Origin of the sequence: Pseudomonas duriflava (assembly GCF_007830155.1) — a bacterium.
GTDB lineage: Bacteria > Pseudomonadota > Gammaproteobacteria > Pseudomonadales > Pseudomonadaceae > Chryseomonas > Chryseomonas duriflava.
Genome location: NZ_VLKY01000007.1, coordinates 37,229 through 50,672, shown reverse-complemented (window position 1 = coordinate 50,672; position 13,444 = coordinate 37,229). Strand labels below are relative to the sequence as shown.

Below are 13,444 nucleotides of genomic sequence, written 5' to 3'. Positions count from 1 at the left end.
AGGCTCTCATTGCCGCTTAGGCTTCTCCCAGTCTCGACATGATGGCGTCGGCCTCCAGGCGCATCGCGTCGGCCAGGTGCGCCTTGTAGCCTGCCGTCAGGCGGGTGGCCTGCATGGCGCAGCTCAGGGCAGCTACAGGCGCTCCGGTGTTATCCAGCAAGGGAACGGCAAGACCTGTGTAGTCGGGCAGGCATTTATCAGAGATGCCGCAGGAAAAGCGCTCCTGCTGCATTCGCATGATAGCCCGGCGTATCTGGGCAGTTTCGATGGCATATTCACGCGCCAGCCGCGGGGCATTGTGTTGCAGGATCTCGTTGCGCTTGGCAGGGGGCAGATAGGCGAGCAGGGCGATGGACGCCTGGCCTACGCCCATGAGAATGCGCGCGCCGACGGATTGGGCGAAGCGCTGGGTCGGGTGGGTGCCTTGTTGCATTTCCAGGCACAGCGCGAAATAGCCGTCCGGTACGAACAAAAAGAACGTATCACCGAACAGCTCCGCCAGGCGCATCAGCGCCGGTCGGGACAGCTCGCGTACGCCACCGGTATTGCCTGCCTGGGCGCCCAGCGAGAGCAGCTCGTAGCCCAGAAAATAATGTCCCCGCACGCGTGGCGTACGAATGAAGCCATAGGATTTCATGGCTTTGAGCAAACGGTAGAGCGTCGCGCGACTGAGGTGTGTGTCGGCGCTGAGCTCGTCGATGCTGGCACCGCGTGCGCCGCGTGCCGCGATGGCCTGCAGGATTTCGAAGGAACGGTCGAGCGTCTGGGTGCCTTGCATGCCGCGTCGTTGCGGTTTCGATTCCAGTATTTCGCTATGGGGCACGTCTACATCTCCCTGGTACAGGCGAGGTCTCGACCGGGTGAAAAGATCGGGCCGGGTCGTACTGCTGTTTCGCCAAGGTTAGGTAATAGCCGCTAAAAGGTTTGCAATATCCGGGCCCATTAGTGTGGGTAGGTCGCCGTTGCGTTGAAAGCGAGGTGGATTATGGATGAGCGAAAGGTGGTGCTGATTTCTGGGGCTAACCGGGGTATTGGCGAGGCCGTTGGGAGACACTTGGCCGAGCAGGGGTGGCAGCTTTCCCTGGGGATGCGTATGCCTCGGGAGGCGGCATGGCATGAGCGCGACGGCATTCAAGTGGTGCGTTACGACGCCAACGAGGCAGGTTCCGAGGCAGCCTGGGTTGATCAGGCATTGAAGCGTTTCGGCCGTATCGACGCCGTGATTGCCAATGCAGGGTTGATGATTCCGAAAACCGTGATCGAAGCCAGCGACGAGGAGCTGGACAGCCTGCTGGAGATCAACGTCAAGGCACCACGCCGTCTGGTCGCGGCAGCCTGGGAGGCCTTGGGCGTGAGCGGTCAGGGTCGGGTCATTCTAATGGCCTCGCTCTCGGGCAAGCGGGTCAAGTCAGCCGCCTCCGGCCTGTATGCCATGACCAAGTTCGCCGCGGTTGCGCTAACCCATGGTATCCGCCAGGCCGGCTGGGAACAGGGCATCCGCGCTACGGCTATCTGCCCCAGCTTTGTCGCGACCGATATGGCGCGCAGCATCACCACACGGAATGACGCAGAGATGACGCACCCGGCTGACATTGCCCGCCTGGTAGGCGCGTTACTTGAATTGCCCAACGAAGCCAGCGTGGCTGAGCTCACGATCAATTGCCAGCTGGAGGAGTCGTACTGATGCCCGGACCACGTGTCGTACCTGTACAAGGGGATGAAAAGCTGCCGCAGCGCGCCGATGTCGTTGTGATTGGTGGCGGTATCATTGGCACTTCGACCGCTCTTGAGCTGGCTGAGCGCGGTTTAAGTGTTGCCCTCTGTGAAAAAGGCGGTATCGGTCAGGAACAGTCGAGTCGCAACTGGGGCTGGGTGCGTATCTCCCGCCGCGATCCTCGGGAATTGTCCCTGATGGCCGCGGCGCTCGAAATCTGGCAAGGGCTGAGCCAGCGTGTCGGGAAGGATGTTGGTTATAAACGGGCGGGCATCCTGTTTACCTGCGCCGATGACAAGAGCTACGACGAGCACGCCCGTTGGCAACGTAACCTGGAGGGATATCCGGTACAGGCACGCATGGTGTCTGGAAGCGAGCTGAACCGTTTATTGCCTGACAACCGAGCCGTCTACCAGGGGGCGCTTTATACTCCGGCAGACGGGCGTGCCGAACCGCAAAAAGCCGCGCCGGCCATTGCCGAGGCGGCACGCGCCCAGGGTGCCGCGATTCTGACCGACTGTGCAGTGCGCGGACTTGAACAATCAGCGGGCCGGATCTCGGGAGTTGTCACGGAGCGCGGTCCAATTGCCTGCTCCTCTGTTGTGCTCGCCGGTGGTGCTTGGTCGAGTCTGTTCTGCTCGCCTTTGGGGCTTCATTTGCCCCAATTGAAGGTAATGAACTCGGTCCTGCGCACCGAGCCGCTTGCAGGCGGACCGGAATCGGCCATCTGGACACAAACATTTGCTGTCCGAAAGCGCCAGGATGGTGGCTATACCGTCGCCTCTGGCCACGAGAATATTGCTGACATTGTGCCGGACTCGTTCCGTTACGCCCGACAGTTCATGCCTGCCCTAAAACAACAGTACGACTCTCTATCGTTCCGCCTTGGGCGGCGCTTCATCGAGGAAGCCGCCTTGCCTCGTCAGTGGCCGCTCCAAGAGGCGAGTCCTTTCGAATACTGCCGCGTGCTTGATCCGATGCCGTCCATCGAGCAGTCCAATCGCGCTTTCAGGCATTTGGTCGAGGCGTTTCCAGTGTTTCGTAACGCGCGCATTGCCCAACGCTGGGCAGGCTGTATCGACGTGACACCGGATGCCGTACCGGTGATCTCATCCGTAGACACGCTGCCGGGCTTTTTCATCGCTACAGGCTTTTCTGGGCATGGCTTTGGCATTGGTCCTGCAGCCGGCCGACTCATGGCCAACCTCGTGACTGGCGAGAAGCCCATCGTGGATACCCACGACTTTCGTCTTTCACGGTTTAGCGACGGTTCAAATCCACGACCAATCAGTGGGTTCTGACGTCGCCTGATCGGGATAAAGCGCTCACAAAGAAGCGTGCCATCCGTACTAACGATGACTCAGGCGCAAGCCACCTGCCTATTCCCACCCGATACAGGAGCTTCACCATGTCTCATCGCACTGATTCGGATAAGCGCAGCAGCCTTTTGAACCCGACCCGTCGCCAGATGCTGGGCATGTCTCTGGCCGGAGCTGCCGGATTGATGCTGCCCTGGACTCGTTCGAGCATGTCCTTCGCAGCCACGCCTGGTAATCCCTTTGGGCAGGTGATCATTGGCTTTTCCCAGGAGCCAACCGTCTTCAATCCGCACATGCCGCATATCGAAGTAGATGAAGGTATCTACTGGAACCTCTATGACCCGCTGTTTGGAATCGCGCCGGATGGTTCGTACGTCCCGGCACTGGCGGTTGAGGTACCAACCGTTGCCAACGGTGGTATTTCCGAAGACGGCCTGCAGTGGAAGGTCAAGCTACGGGACGGTGTGACATGGCACGATGGTAAACCCTTCACGGCGGATGATGTGAAGTTCACGCTAGGTCTGATCATGGACCCCAAATTTCGCAGCGGGCGGCGAGCCGGGCATGATCTGGTACGCGACATTACCGTCGTGTCACCTACTGAAATCCAGTGGCGCATGGAAAAGCCCTACGCGCCGTATGCGTCGATCCTGTCGTCTACCTTTATCGTGCCCCAGCATGCGTTTGCCGGTATCAGCGATCCGAACACGGCACCGTTCAACAACGCTCCGATAGGAACCGGTCCGTTCAAGTGGGCGAACCGCGTACCAGGCGATCATATTCAATTGGATGCCAACCGCACCTACTACGGACAAGCGCCTCATCTGGAGCGGGTAGTGTTTAAGTACATTCCTGACCTGACCGTCATGTACACCCAATTCAAGACGGGCGATATCGACGTGACGGCCATGCAGGGCATCATGCCCGATCACTATGAGGAAGCCAAAGGATTGGCCGGGCGTACCGTAGTGAATCTGCCGGTGGCCACGATCGAGGCTGTAGCGTTCAACCTGGAGCGACCGCAGTTCAAGGACCCTGCTGTACGCAAGGCGTTGTACCTGGCGCTGGACAAGCAAACCATCATCGACGAGCTGTACTACGGTTTGCCTTCCCCAACTGAGACCTACATGCCTCAGCAATCGGCCTACTACAACCCAAACCTGCCCAAGCAGACGTTCAACCTCGAGGAAGCCAGGCGCATCCTGGACGAGGCGGGCTGGAAGCCGGGTGCCGGTGGTATCCGCGAGAAAGAGGGGGTACGGCTATCGTTCACCAATTCCACCACGGCGGGCAATCAGGTACGTGAGCAGACCCAGCAGTTCATGCAGCAGACCTGGCAGGAGATCGGAGTAGAGATGCAGATTTCCAATCTTCCGCCAGCCGTCATGTGGGGGGATTACTGGATGCAGTCCAAGTTTGATTCGGTGGTGGTCGGAATCAACTACCTGACCGGGGCCGATCCGGACACAACCGATTATTTTGGTTCTCATTCCATCAACGCCCAGGGTGGCGCCGGACAAAACAACTTTCAGTACAAAAGTACTGAAGTCGACACGCTTCTGACGCAGGGTGCCACCGTGCAGGACGTGGAAAAGCGCAAGCCGATCTACCTCAAGGTACAAGAGGTCATTCGCAACGATCTGCCGATACTTCCCTTGTTCCAGTACACCTATGTTCGTGGCTACAAGGAAGGCCTGAAGGGATTTACCGGCAATGTGAATCTGCGCATCGAGCCTTGGAACGTGAATACCTGGATGTGGGCATAACGCACGGCTTTTCGCCCGGTCGAGCCATCGGGCGTTACCGTTTGATCAGAAGCGCTCAGCTCACTGCCTGGCGGCTTGGCTGCCGGTGTGATACGCGTTGGGGAGGCGGACATGACCCGTTATATCCTGAATCGTCTCGGCCAGAGTGCCGTTATTCTCGTACTCGTCTCGTTGATCGGGTTCGTTGTACTCAACCTGGCACCCGGAGGGCCGCTGTCTCAGTTCGCCTTGACGCCTGGGATGAGCCAGGCGGAGCTGGATCGCATCGCCGAGCAGCTGGGGCTGAATCGTCCCTTGCTGGTTCAGTACATCGACTGGTTTAGTCGCTTGTTTATAGGGGATTGGGGGCGGTCGTTCCGGGACGGTCAGTCCGTACTCGCGATCATCGCCGGGCATCTGCCCGCCACCTTGCTGCTGATGGGAACCTCGACCCTGGTATCCATCCTGATTGGTACCTGGGTCGGCGTCATGGGCGCGGTACGGCGGTACTCGGTCTTCGACACGCTGGCTACGGTGGGAGCCATGGTGGCCTTGTCCATTCCTACGTTCTGGTTTGGCCTGGTCGCCATCTATCTGTTCTCGCTCAACCTTAAATGGCTGCCTGCCGGGAGCATGTACACCATTGGCGATCAATCTATCGGCGACTATGCGATTCATCTGATTCTGCCGGTAATGGTGCTGGCGTTCGTCAACGTGGCAATCTGGAGCCGCTATATGCGTTCGGCGACGCTGGAGGTGATTGACCAGGATTTCGTCAGAACGGCACGGGCGAAAGGACTGCCGTATCGGCGCGTCCTGATCCACCACATCGTCCGTAACGCCTTGCTGCCCATGATCACTCTGGCGGGCCTGCAACTGCCTACCATCCTGGGCGGTGCCCTGGTGACCGAGACGGTGTTTACCTGGCCCGGCATGGGGCGGTTGTTTCTCGACAGCATCGGCTACAGCGATTACCCCGTGATCATGGGCATCCTGATGTTTTCGGCCATTCTGGTGCTGCTCGGCAATCTCATGGCTGATCTGTTGGTTGGTCTGGCCGATCCGCGTGTTCGATTGGGTTAAGGGGACAACCATGACTACAGCTGCCGCACCGCTTTCTGTCTTCGCTACGCCCGCCTGGTATCAGAACCGCACCTTGCGACGTTTCATGCGTCACCGCCTGGCGGTAATGGGTACGGTGATGATCGCCCTGTTGATCATGGCCTGCGTGTTCGGGCCCTACCTCTTGCCTTACGATGACTTGAAGATTGATATTCGCCATCGCTTCGCTGCACCGTTTACCGGCGATCATTACCTGGGGACCGATGCGCTGGGGCGTGATACGGCCGCAAGGTTGCTTAATGCCGGCCGGATTTCTCTATTGGTCGGTTTTTTCGCCATGGTCATCAGTACGGTCATTGGTGCAAGTATCGGGGTCATTGCCGGTTATTACCGGGGCTGGCTTGGCGCAGTCCTCATGCGCATCGTCGATGCCTTCCTATCCTTTCCCAGTGTGTTCCTTGTGCTGGTTCTGGCGGCCTTTATCAAGCCCAACCCAATAATGATCACTGTCATTATCGCGGCCACCAGCTGGATGGAAATCGCACGGATTGTCGAGACGGAAATCCGCTCCTTGCGTGAGCGCGACTTCATCCTAGCGGCCCGGATGATTGGTGCGAGCAGCCGCTGGATCATGTTTCGCGAGCTTGTGCCCAACGCCATCGGCCCGATTATCGTCGCCGCAACGCTTACCATCGCTCATGCCATTCTGCTAGAGGCCTACATCAGCTTTCTGGGCTACGGCATCCAGCCTCCCTTACCCAGTTGGGGAAACATGCTGAACAGCGCACAGCAGTATCTGGGTAAGGCCCCTTGGCTCGCCATCGTACCTGGGCTGGCCATTACCCTGGCCGTTGCCAGTTTCAACTTCATCGGCGATGGCCTGCGCGATGCCCTGGATGGAAGGAGTGACCTCAAATGAGCGCCAATATCACTGTGTCAGATCTGTCCGTGTCCTTTCGTTCGGCTCGCGGTTATGTACCGGTCGTGCATGGCATCAGCTTTTCCATTCGGCCTGGCGAGACGTTGGCCCTTGTAGGCGAGAGCGGGTCGGGCAAGAGCGTGACCAGCATGGCCATCATGAAATTACTGGCACCAGCGCCCATGACACGGATCGAGGGGCGCGCTGTCGTGACGGACAATCAGGGCAATCCAGTCGATCTAGTCGCTCTAGACGAAAAGCAGCTGCGCCATATACGGGGCAACCGTATCGCCATGATTTTTCAGGAACCGCTGACGTCCCTTAATCCTGTGCATACCGTAGGCGATCAGATTGCCGAGGCGATCCGCTTCCATGAACGGCTGAGTAAAGCTGAAGCGCGGCGCCGGGCGCTCAGTCTCCTGGAGCAGGTAGGAATTCCGGAACCGGCCAAACGGCTCGACACCTACCCCCATGAGCTGTCGGGTGGGATGCGTCAGCGGGTGATGATCGCCATCGCTCTGGCCATGGAGCCGGATATCCTGATTGCCGATGAGCCGACTACAGCCCTGGATGTCACTGTACAAGCCCAGATTCTTGGCCTGCTACGCGACCTGCAGCGCAAGAAGGGCATGGCAATCCTCTTCATTACTCACAATTTCGGTGTTGTCGCTGAGATTGCCGATCGAGTGATGGTGATGTACGCCGGGCGCATCGTGGAGGAAGGCTCGGTTTTACATGTGCTGTCATCGCCACGCATGCCGTATACCCGTGGGTTGCTAGCGTCCGTGCCACGTCTCGAACATGCAGGTCTAGGACAGGCCGAACTGGGCACTATTCCCGGTTACGTGCCTGATCCGGCCGCACCTCCCGCGGGGTGTGCTTTTCATCCACGCTGTGCCCATAACAAGCCTGGCATCTGCGATGTCGAGCCGCCGGAATTGGTCGAGGTAAGGGCAGGGCACCAATTGCGTTGTAGTCGCTGGCAGGAGCTGTGCCTGGAAGGAGGTGTCCGATGAAACCGCGTCCCTTGATCGAGGCCGTAGGGCTTGCAAAGTATTTCCCGGTTCGCCAGGGCCTGCTCGCCAGGAATAGTGCAGTGGTTCGGGCGGTTGATGGCGTTGATCTGACGATTGCGCGTAGCGAAGTGCTTGGGCTGGTAGGCGAGAGCGGCTCGGGAAAAAGCACGTTGGGCCGTAGTTTGATGATGCTTGACCCGCCCACAGACGGTCAGATCGTCTTTGACGATACCGAGATCACGCCTTTCAGTGATCGGCTGCTTCAGCCTTACCGCAAGCGCATGCAGATGGTCTTCCAGGACCCGTTCAGCTCGCTCAATCCACGCATGACGGTAGGCGAAATTCTGGAGATGCCCCTACGTTTCCATGCGGCTGCGCTCGATAAGGCAGGACGCCGCGAAAAGGCTGAGCAGGCACTTGAGACGGTTGGGCTGCCCGGCCAATACCTGACGCGCTATCCCCATGAGTTCTCGGGCGGCCAGCGGCAGCGGATCGGAATTGCACGCGCCCTGATCCTGGAGCCGGAATTCATCATGGCTGACGAGCCTGTCTCTGCCCTAGACGTCTCGGTGCAGGCGCAGGTCCTGAACCTGTTCGCGCGGGTGCGCCAGAACATGAACCTGACCATGCTATTTGTCACTCATGATCTGGCGGTGGTTGGGCATATTGCCGACCGTGTCGCCGTGATGTACTTGGGGCGAATCGTCGAAATCGCACCAACCCGCACCCTATTCGCCCAGCCCCGTCATCCCTATACCGAGGCATTAATGTCGGCTATTCCCATGCCCGACTCTGGAAATCGCCGTCAGCGCATCGTGCTCAAAGGAGATATTCCCAGTCCGATTTCACCACCGTCCGGTTGTGCCTTTCGAACACGCTGCCCTTATGCTGTGCTGGAATGTGCCCAGGCACGCCCACCGCTGCGCTTGGTCGAGCCGGGGCACCAGTCCGCCTGCATACGGGACGACCTGACTCTGGTTTCGCCCCTAGACGCAGTGTCCGAGGCGAGCCCTACATGGGCGCGGGCGATATGAATTATCTGCGCTTGATAGGTCGCTCGGGTATGCCACGGCCGCGCCTGCTTCCAATCTGGAACTGTTAAAGGAACATGTCCGGACGGATATCTATATTGTTGGTAGGTTTGACCACTACCCTCATGCTGGCACGAGTGGTGGGATACAGGCCGTCCTGTTGGAAGCTGAGAAAACCAGCTTTAGTGGATTGGGCCGTAATGCCAGGCATCACGTGCCCACCTTTCATTTTCACGCATTATTCGCCCTCTAGGAGTGCCGAAGCCGGAGAGAGGCGAACGGCTGAGCGGGTTGGTCTGGACATTCCAAGACGATCCGCTGGGATTACTTTTGGATGAGCGAACTGGACATACAGCTCAGGACCAGTCCATGGCTGTAGGTGTTGACTCCAGGCGTCGTGACCGTTAACGGCTTGTAGTATGCTGGGCAGTAGGTCGAATGGGCCATGTCGTACCGCAGCAGAATCTGGCGCTTCCGCTTGAACCCTTGTAAGCCGCTCCGGCCTTCGCAAGTATGTGCTATGACCAAGAGCAGGATAATCGTCTGGCCCGAGGTAAAGACTTTGAATTACCGCCTTACGCCTGATTGTCGCTAGCCAAACGTTCCAGTTCTCGCCTTACCATCGCAGCATACGCCGGTGGTGTAAGCTCGTAGAGCTCGGTAGCTACCCAGACCTTCCAACGTGCGCCCAGCTCCGCGCGGGCATTCCATAAACGCTGGGCTTCGGCTTGGGCCTGCTCAGCGTGTTCTCGATGAAAATGTGCTCTGTTCATTAATGCTTCAGATCGGAAGGGCGAGATAAGACCTGACAGCGCTCAGGAAACCGAGATGCTCTCGTTTGCAGCGCTCTGTATCGTTTCATTTACCTACCATTGACCTGTAAAGACATTTGGCTTGGCATCATGTACCGATAATATTGTATCAACGGATCGTCGACATGATCGCTGCTTTGCCTTCTCCTAGGCCGCTGCTGCTTGCCGTGGCGATTACCGGTCTACTGACTGGTTGCCTATCTCATCCCAGGCCGAAAGAATCGATAGGTTCCAATGCTCTGATCGAGCAGCTTCAAGCCACAGGCTACCAGCCGTCACAACCTCGCTCCCGGTCGATGGCAAGCTGGAGCGAGCGGTGGACCGTAGGTGAAGAGAAAGTTGATACCGAGTGGCTTGTACCGGAAGGTGTGCAAAAGGCTCCCTTGATCATTTACATGCCAGGTCTGGGGGAGGGCAGCGAAGCCGGCCAGCTCTGGCGTGAGGCATGGGTGCAGGCTGGCTATGCTGTGCTTTCTATCCAGCCGGCCCGGTTCGGACGTACGATTTACTCCAGCCGTGAGGCGGAGGCCGGCAGCTTTCGGGTCCTGGCTCAGCGTAGCTATTCCCAGGAGGCGTTAAAAACCCGTATCCATGTTATCGATCAGATCGTGACGCAGCTTCGGCTACAGGCGAGGATGGGCGAGGCCCGTCTAGCGCCTATTGATTGGGAGCGGCTTACTGTTGCAGGCTATGATCTTGGGGCACAGACCGCTGCTGCACTGGCAGGCGAGCGTGACCCCGGCCAAACGCTGCCGGAAACAGCCATTAAGCCGGTGGCTGCCATCTTGCTCAGTCCTTATGTACAGGATATGGCCAACCCGGTACGTTTCCGAACTATCAACGTACCGGTACTGACCGCAACCGGCCCGCAGGACGAGGACGTGTTCAGTTGGGTACGCTCGGCTGGGCAGCGGCGCCAGCTCTGGCAGGGCCTAAGTGTGCCTGGTAGCTACCAGCTTATACTGTCCGACGCCGATCATCGTGTGCTCAGCGGCTCTTTGGGCGATCAGCCTCAGCATGAAAAGAGCAACAAACGGGCAGAGGAGCCTTCCGACGGGGCGGGACCCGGCGGCAGAGGTCCAGGCGGCGGGCCTAGTGGTCCGGGGAAAGCGCACGGAGGGCGCGGGGGCTCGTTCGGCCATGGGCAAGGCGAGGAGAGCAGATTCGATCCGCGACAGGCCGCTGCCATTCGTGCCGTCAGCACAGCCTTTCTTGATGCCACGGTAGAGCGTTCCACACCTGCTCAGACATGGCTCAGCCAGCCCGCAAACGCCTGGTTGGGATCGCAGCAGGCGCACCTGGATCTGAAGCGTTAAACCGGATCGCTGACGATCAGCATCAATTGGCAGTAATCCTTAACACTGCTGACACTCACGGGTACGCATAGCTTAAGGAGTGCCTTTCGAGGCGGGGCGCTCCTGTTCTATCGCCTTTCTGGTTCGAATGCTCAACGGCTCCCGCATCTTGTCCTTCTCTTGCGTTTCCTGAGCAAGGTTATGAACTTGTAAGAGATATCTTCAGCCTGAACCGAGGCGTTATATGCGGGCTGTTTATCTGTGAGTATCAGAAAAAGCGGGTACAGTCGGATGCGGTTATCCTTATGGTTGGCAACTGCTATCGCTTTTCCACAGCGGATACTCGGGCAAGGAGCATTCACTCCTGCTCCAGTAGCAGGCAAACCATAATGGAGACCCCCATGGCAGACACATCAAATGACAACCCGTTTTATCAGGTCAGTACGCTGCCGTTCCAAGCGCCACGGTTCGATCGCATCCAGGTCAGCGACTACGAGCCGGCAATTATTGACGGCATTCGCCAAAAGCGTGATGAAGTCGAGCGGATCGCGACCAATCCGGAAACGCCTACCTTCCAGAACACTTATGTTGCCCTGGAGCAGTCCGGTGAGTTGCTGGAGCGGGTGATGAGCGTCTTTGGCGCCATGACTTCAGCAAATACATCCGAGGAGCTTCAGCGCATCGACGAGGCGCAGTCCCCGAAACTGGCGGCCTTGAACGATGCCATCATGCTGGATGGCACCTTATTTTCGCGTCTTCAAGCCGTGTACGACCAGCGCGACGCACTGGATCTAAGTGCGGAAGATAGGCGCCTGATTGATATTGTTCATCAGCAGTTCGTTCTTGCCGGAGCCATGCTTTCCGAGCAGGACAAGGAACGCCTCAAGGCATTGAACCAAGAGTCGGCCACTCTGACGACTCAATTCACCAACAAGCTGTTGGCCGCCATGAAAAGTGGTGGACTGGTGATTTCCGATCGTGACCAGCTAGAGGGGCTGTCTGACGCCGAATTGGATATTGCGGCGCAAGCGGCACGCGAACGTAACCTTGAAGGGCAGTGGCTACTGGCTTTGCTGAACACTACACAGCAGCCAGTGCTCATATCCTTGAGCAACCGAGCGACACGGAAGGATCTCTTCGACGCCTCCTGGACGCGAGCCGAAAAAGGTGATGCCAACGATACCCGCACACTCATCAAGCGCTTGGCCAAAATCCGTGCTGAACAAGCTCATTTATTGGGATATCCCAATTATGCTGCGTGGCGACTGCAGAGCCAGATGGCCAAAACGCCAGAAGCCGCGTTAGCGTTCATGAGGCAGATCGCCCCGGCTGCTACGGCACGGGCGAGACGTGAAGCAGCAGACATCCAAGCTGTTATTGAGCAGCAGGGCGGTGATTTTGCGCTCGAAGCCTGGGACTGGCCTTTTTATGCCGAGCAGGTTCGCAAGGCCCGATACGATCTTGATGAGAGCCAGATCAAGCCCTACTTTGAGCTGGATAATGTTTTATGGAACGGCGTATTCCATGCCGCTACTCTGCTATATGGTATCCGCTTCGAAGCACGCCCGGACTTGCCGGTCTATCACCCAGACGTCAGGGCTTATGAGGTTTTCGATCAGGACGGTCAGTCGCTAGCGCTGTTTTATGCGGACTTCTTCGCCCGCGATAACAAGGGCGGCGGCGCCTGGATGGGAAATTTCGTCAATCAGTCGAAGCTGCTGGGTACTCGGCCAGTTGTCTATAACGTTTGTAACTTCAGCAAACCTGCTGTAGGACAGCCAGCGTTATTGTCCTGGGATGATGTCATCACACTCTTCCATGAGTTCGGGCACGCGTTGCACGGCATCTTTGCCAATCAAATGTACGCAACACTGTCTGGAACTAGCACACCCAGCGATTTTGTCGAGTTTCCTTCGCAGTTCAATGAATACTGGGCCGATTACCCGGCCGTATTCACGCACTATGCCAAGCACTACCAGACCGGAGAGCCCATGCCGCAGGCATTGATCGACAAGATCGAAAAAGCCTCCCGGTTTAATAAAGGCTATGACATGACCGAGCTGTTAGCTGCGGCATTGTTGGATATACGGTGGCATCTGCTTAACGCAGACCAGCCCGAGCAGGATGTTGCAGCCTTTGAGACTGCTGCATTGGAGCAGGAGCAGGTTTATCTCCGCTACGTGCCGCCCCGGTATCGATCCAGTTATTTCATGCATATCTGGGGTAACAGCTACGGAGCTGGGTATTACGCTTACCTCTGGACGCAAATGCTTTCTGATGACGGCTTCGAATGGTTCAAAGAGCATGGTGGTTTGACGCGGGAAAACGGCCAGCGATTCCGGGACATGATCTTGTCACGCGGCAATAGTGAAGACCTCGAACAGCTTTATCGGACCTGGCGCGGCAAGGAGCCGAGTATCGAGCCCATGCTGGTCAATCGCGGACTAAAAGAGGGCCTTGAGTAAGAGGGTAGGCACGCCTGCAGTGTTCAAAGGGCCTGTCCTCTTCAGGCTGGCCCGTTATACTGTGCG

At 57.9% G+C, this 13,444-nt stretch carries 12 protein-coding genes; 9 read left to right on the top strand and 3 right to left on the bottom strand.

Going from position 1 to position 13,444, the window contains the following annotated elements:
- Nucleotides 1-16 precede the first annotated feature (16 nt).
- Entirely contained in the window at nt 17-823 is an 807-nt protein-coding gene (locus IQ22_RS11320; protein WP_145141819.1) for an IclR family transcriptional regulator, read from the bottom strand.
- A gap of 162 nt (nt 824-985) precedes the next feature.
- Here IQ22_RS11320 and IQ22_RS11315 point away from each other — a divergent pair, with 162 nt between their 5' ends.
- From IQ22_RS11315 to IQ22_RS11285, 7 genes are all read left to right on the top strand, one after another.
- The gene (locus IQ22_RS11315; RefSeq protein WP_145141817.1) at nt 986-1,684 is read left to right on the top strand and encodes an SDR family NAD(P)-dependent oxidoreductase; all 699 of its coding nucleotides are present in this window, start codon (nt 986-988) and stop codon (nt 1,682-1,684) included.
- On the top strand, nt 1,684-3,015 hold the full coding sequence (locus IQ22_RS11310) for an NAD(P)/FAD-dependent oxidoreductase (protein WP_145141815.1): 1,332 nt from the start codon (nt 1,684-1,686) through the stop codon (nt 3,013-3,015). The genes IQ22_RS11315 and IQ22_RS11310 overlap by 1 nt, the downstream gene beginning before the upstream one ends.
- A gap of 107 nt (nt 3,016-3,122) precedes the next feature.
- Complete coding sequence (locus IQ22_RS11305; RefSeq protein ID WP_208733630.1) at nt 3,123-4,799, top strand: peptide ABC transporter substrate-binding protein; 1,677 nt, start codon at nt 3,123-3,125, stop codon at nt 4,797-4,799.
- A 111-nt stretch (nt 4,800-4,910) separates the two neighbouring features.
- Nucleotides 4,911-5,861, top strand: a complete 951-nt coding sequence (locus IQ22_RS11300; RefSeq protein WP_145141812.1) for an ABC transporter permease — start codon at nt 4,911-4,913, stop codon at nt 5,859-5,861.
- A 10-nt stretch (nt 5,862-5,871) separates the two neighbouring features.
- Nucleotides 5,872-6,759: an ABC transporter permease gene (locus IQ22_RS11295; protein ID WP_145141810.1), complete on the top strand. Its 888-nt coding sequence runs from the start codon at nt 5,872-5,874 to the stop codon at nt 6,757-6,759.
- Nucleotides 6,756-7,775, top strand: a complete 1,020-nt coding sequence (locus tag IQ22_RS11290; protein WP_145141808.1) for an ABC transporter ATP-binding protein — start codon at nt 6,756-6,758, stop codon at nt 7,773-7,775. The genes IQ22_RS11295 and IQ22_RS11290 overlap by 4 nt, the downstream gene beginning before the upstream one ends.
- Nucleotides 7,772-8,809 carry an ABC transporter ATP-binding protein gene (locus IQ22_RS11285; protein WP_145141806.1) on the top strand — a complete coding sequence of 346 codons (1,038 nt, stop codon included), beginning with the start codon at nt 7,772-7,774 and terminating at the stop codon, nt 8,807-8,809. The genes IQ22_RS11290 and IQ22_RS11285 overlap by 4 nt, the downstream gene beginning before the upstream one ends.
- A gap of 64 nt (nt 8,810-8,873) precedes the next feature.
- Here the strand turns inward: IQ22_RS11285 and IQ22_RS23165 are convergent, their stop codons facing one another.
- Together IQ22_RS23165 and IQ22_RS11280 are read right to left on the bottom strand one after the other, a co-directional pair.
- Nucleotides 8,874-9,041: a hypothetical protein gene (locus IQ22_RS23165; protein ID WP_158635427.1), complete on the bottom strand. Its 168-nt coding sequence runs from the start codon at nt 9,039-9,041 to the stop codon at nt 8,874-8,876.
- A 340-nt stretch (nt 9,042-9,381) separates the two neighbouring features.
- Nucleotides 9,382-9,579 (bottom strand): hypothetical protein, encoded by a 198-nt coding sequence (locus IQ22_RS11280; protein WP_145141804.1) that lies wholly within the window; start codon nt 9,577-9,579, stop codon nt 9,382-9,384.
- A gap of 164 nt (nt 9,580-9,743) precedes the next feature.
- Here IQ22_RS11280 and IQ22_RS11275 point away from each other — a divergent pair, with 164 nt between their 5' ends.
- Both IQ22_RS11275 and dcp read left to right on the top strand, forming a co-directional pair.
- Nucleotides 9,744-10,934, top strand: coding sequence for an alpha/beta hydrolase (locus IQ22_RS11275; RefSeq protein WP_145141802.1), 1,191 nt, complete (start codon nt 9,744-9,746; stop codon nt 10,932-10,934).
- Nucleotides 10,935-11,314: 380 nt separating this feature from the next.
- On the top strand, nt 11,315-13,378 hold the full coding sequence (gene dcp / locus IQ22_RS11270; RefSeq protein ID WP_244309096.1) for a peptidyl-dipeptidase Dcp: 2,064 nt from the start codon (nt 11,315-11,317) through the stop codon (nt 13,376-13,378).
- Nucleotides 13,379-13,444 lie beyond the last annotated feature (66 nt).